This is a genomic window from Psychrobacter sp. A3, assembly GCF_028823565.1.
In the GTDB taxonomy this organism is placed as follows: Bacteria; Pseudomonadota; Gammaproteobacteria; order Pseudomonadales; family Moraxellaceae; genus Psychrobacter; species Psychrobacter celer.
In genome coordinates this window covers 1-2,739 of sequence record NZ_JAPEHS010000144.1, presented here as the reverse complement: position 1 = coordinate 2,739, position 2,739 = coordinate 1, and the positions used below count along the sequence as shown (strand labels likewise).

The following is a 2,739-nucleotide window of genomic DNA, read 5'->3' as shown; positions in this document are numbered from 1 at the left end:
TTTTTTTGAGCACAGCTGATATTAGTTTGCTGGATCGATAGCGCTACCTTGGGTGACGTCATCATCATCTGGCAATAAGTCATCGTTGTTACTATCTAATGGGTTTAAATCCGGATCAAGCGCATCGTTACTGATTATCATGCCTTCATTTGCCACATTAATCTCATCATTGACGACAAACTCGATGCGGCGATTACGGAAACGGCCTTGTTCAGTTGAGTTATCAGCAATTGGCTCTGACTCACCCATACCTTTGGTGGACAGTTTGCTGGCATCGACCCCTTGGGCGACTAAATACTCTTTGACAGCATCGGCGCGCTCTTGTGACAGCTCGATATTGTAGTCGTCAGACGCTTGGCTATCTGTATGGCCGATAATCAGCAGCTCCATATCTGGTACTTCATTGATGATTGTGGCCGCGCGGTCTAGTAGCGCTTTGTTGGCATCAGGGATGATCGCTTTGTCTAATTCAAAATTAATCACTTGTATACTCAAGGCGCGCGCCACATCACGAGGGTCTGGATTGTCACCCAAGTTGGTCATAGCGGCATCAGCGGCCGTTAGACTGTCGTCAATCTCGCCTTGTAAGTCCAGTGGGCCTTCCGCTTGGACAGTCATGGCAGGCGCAGCTGCTTGTAAATCGGTCACTAGCTGTTGTAACGCTGCCTCGTCTGGGGCATTGACGGTGATGGTATCACCTTTGATGATCATGCTGGCGTTTGGCACGTTTTTGACGATGGGCAAAATAGAAGCAAGCTGAGCGGCGGCTGGCATATCGGTGGCAAAGTTATCATCGACGTCTGCGCGGCATTTATTGGCTTCATCGCCAAATGCCGCAGTCAGTGCATTCATCACTTTGCTTTGTAGGGTTTCGTCACCGGCATTCATACGGCAGGCATACAGCTCATTGTTTTCGCCCGTCGCGATACGCAGTGAAGCAGGCTCTACATCTGCGGCAACTGCTACTTGCTCATCGCCTGCTGCTTGTTGCTCACTGGCAACTGGTGTGGCAACAGGTTCAGGGTTTTCTTGGCAACCTCTGAGTAGCGCCCATGCCAGCGCCCCCAAAATGATCAAACCAATAATCGGTAGCAGCGCTTTCATAAAGCTGCCTTTTTCTTCTTCGGTATGCTGCAATGGTGCGGTGCTGGTGGTATCAGAGATACGAGTACCCGCAGCTGGGGTAGCCGCCAACATGCCAGCTGGCAAGACCGTACTTGCCCATGCAGGAATATGATGCTGATAACTGGCCAAATTATCATTTAAGAACTGCGGCACAGGCGTGGTGCCTGCTAAGCTTTTGATTTCATGAAATGCGAGCGGTGCTGCCATCGCAATCAAGCCGCGAGCGGCGGTAGCATCGACATTGTGCTGGCTCGCCAGCTCACGCGAGATTTGATCGCGGTGAGCGCCTTCTGTCCAGACGCGGTCATAAAACCCTTGATCGTCACGGGCGATGTTTTCATTTGCAAAGCGTCCATAAGTATCATTGTCGGCAAGACGCGCGGCAAAGATAGCATAAAACTGCTCAAGCAAGCTTTCTTTGGCTGGGCTGCGATCATCCCCTAGTACTGCAGGGCTGACGGTCCGTGTTAGATGACTGATAATATCCATTGGGTAATTCCTCCGTTAATACGTATTTATATAATTACACTCTTCACAATGCTTTTTTTAACAATACTTTATAGGTTCACCGCTTTATAGGTTCAACTTATATATTCAACTTTTGTTATTATAAGAGTATTAAGTATCCGTTCACAATCAACAGGTTGTTGTGCAAATGCTACGTTAAGTAATGTTTCAGTTGAGACACGTAACTATCTCACCCTAAAGCTCGCCCAAATGCGACTGTCCGACAAAAGCTTAGAGAAAGACTTAAAGGAAAACACAGAGATAATTTTTTAGTAAAACGATCCATCTGTAGCCTCACATTGCTACCTGACTTGTGCTGGCTCGGCGACGATCACACTACTTGCCATCTCATCTACCTCTGATAGCGAAATAGAGCCTGACGGCCTAGTTTGGCTGTTATTAGACGTATTGTTAGACGGTATGTTATTGGGCAGGTTATTAGGGGCAGTGTTGGGCATATCGGCAGGTATACTGGCATTATTGTTGGGCGCAGGCATGACGCTATCGCCTGTTTCATCGTCTGCCGCCTGGTATTCGCCAGCACCAGTAGCATTATTGGGGTATACATCATTACTCAGACTATCAGCATCACCCAATTCACTGGTTGCCGCGTTCGGGTTATCAGGCAAAGGGATGGGCGCAGTACTATCGATGACCATGGCTGGCACCAAAGCCCGCATCTCACTGAGCAAGCGCTGTAGCAGCATGGCATCTGGCGCTTCTAGCGTAAGTCGATCGTTTTGTAGATGCAAGCGGGCAAAGGGCGTGGACCTCAGCATCGTCAACACATTGGGCAATAGCTCTGCTGGTAGGTTGGCAATACTGTTGGCAACCCCTTGTTGTACAGTAAACTGACAGATCGCTGCCTGCTCGCCAAAGCTTGATCTGAGCGCTTGCTGTAGGGTGTTTTGTAGTGCTGTATCACCGACAATCGCGCTACAAGTGTATAGACTGCCACTATCGTCCACCCCTACGATAAGCTCAACAGGCGTCGGCGCGGCGACTGGTTCAGGCGGCACAGTATCAGACTCAGTGACAATTGGCTCGGCTGGCGGCGCGCTATTGGGTTTTAGGACAAACGCCCATAAAGCAAGGCCAAGCGCAGCC

Annotated in this window: 1 protein-coding gene and 1 pseudogene; both read right to left on the bottom strand. The window is 49.5% G+C overall.

Translation table 11 applies throughout. The annotated features are described in order from the left end of the window. Positions 1 to 21: 21 nt before the first annotated feature. A complete protein-coding gene (locus NK638_RS12150; RefSeq protein ID WP_274633215.1) occupies positions 22 to 1,614 on the bottom strand; it encodes an OmpA family protein in 1,593 nt (530 codons plus the stop codon). Positions 1,615 to 1,934: 320 nt separating this feature from the next. Then, positions 1,935 to 2,739: pseudogene (locus NK638_RS12145) on the bottom strand (hypothetical protein); the annotation flags it as partial.

What these genes read in the sequence shown, in the direction of transcription:
- NK638_RS12150 (WP_274633215.1), bottom strand. Translation starts at nt 1,614, where the DNA reads ATGGATATTATCAGTCATCTAACACGGACCGTCAGCCCTGCAGTACTA.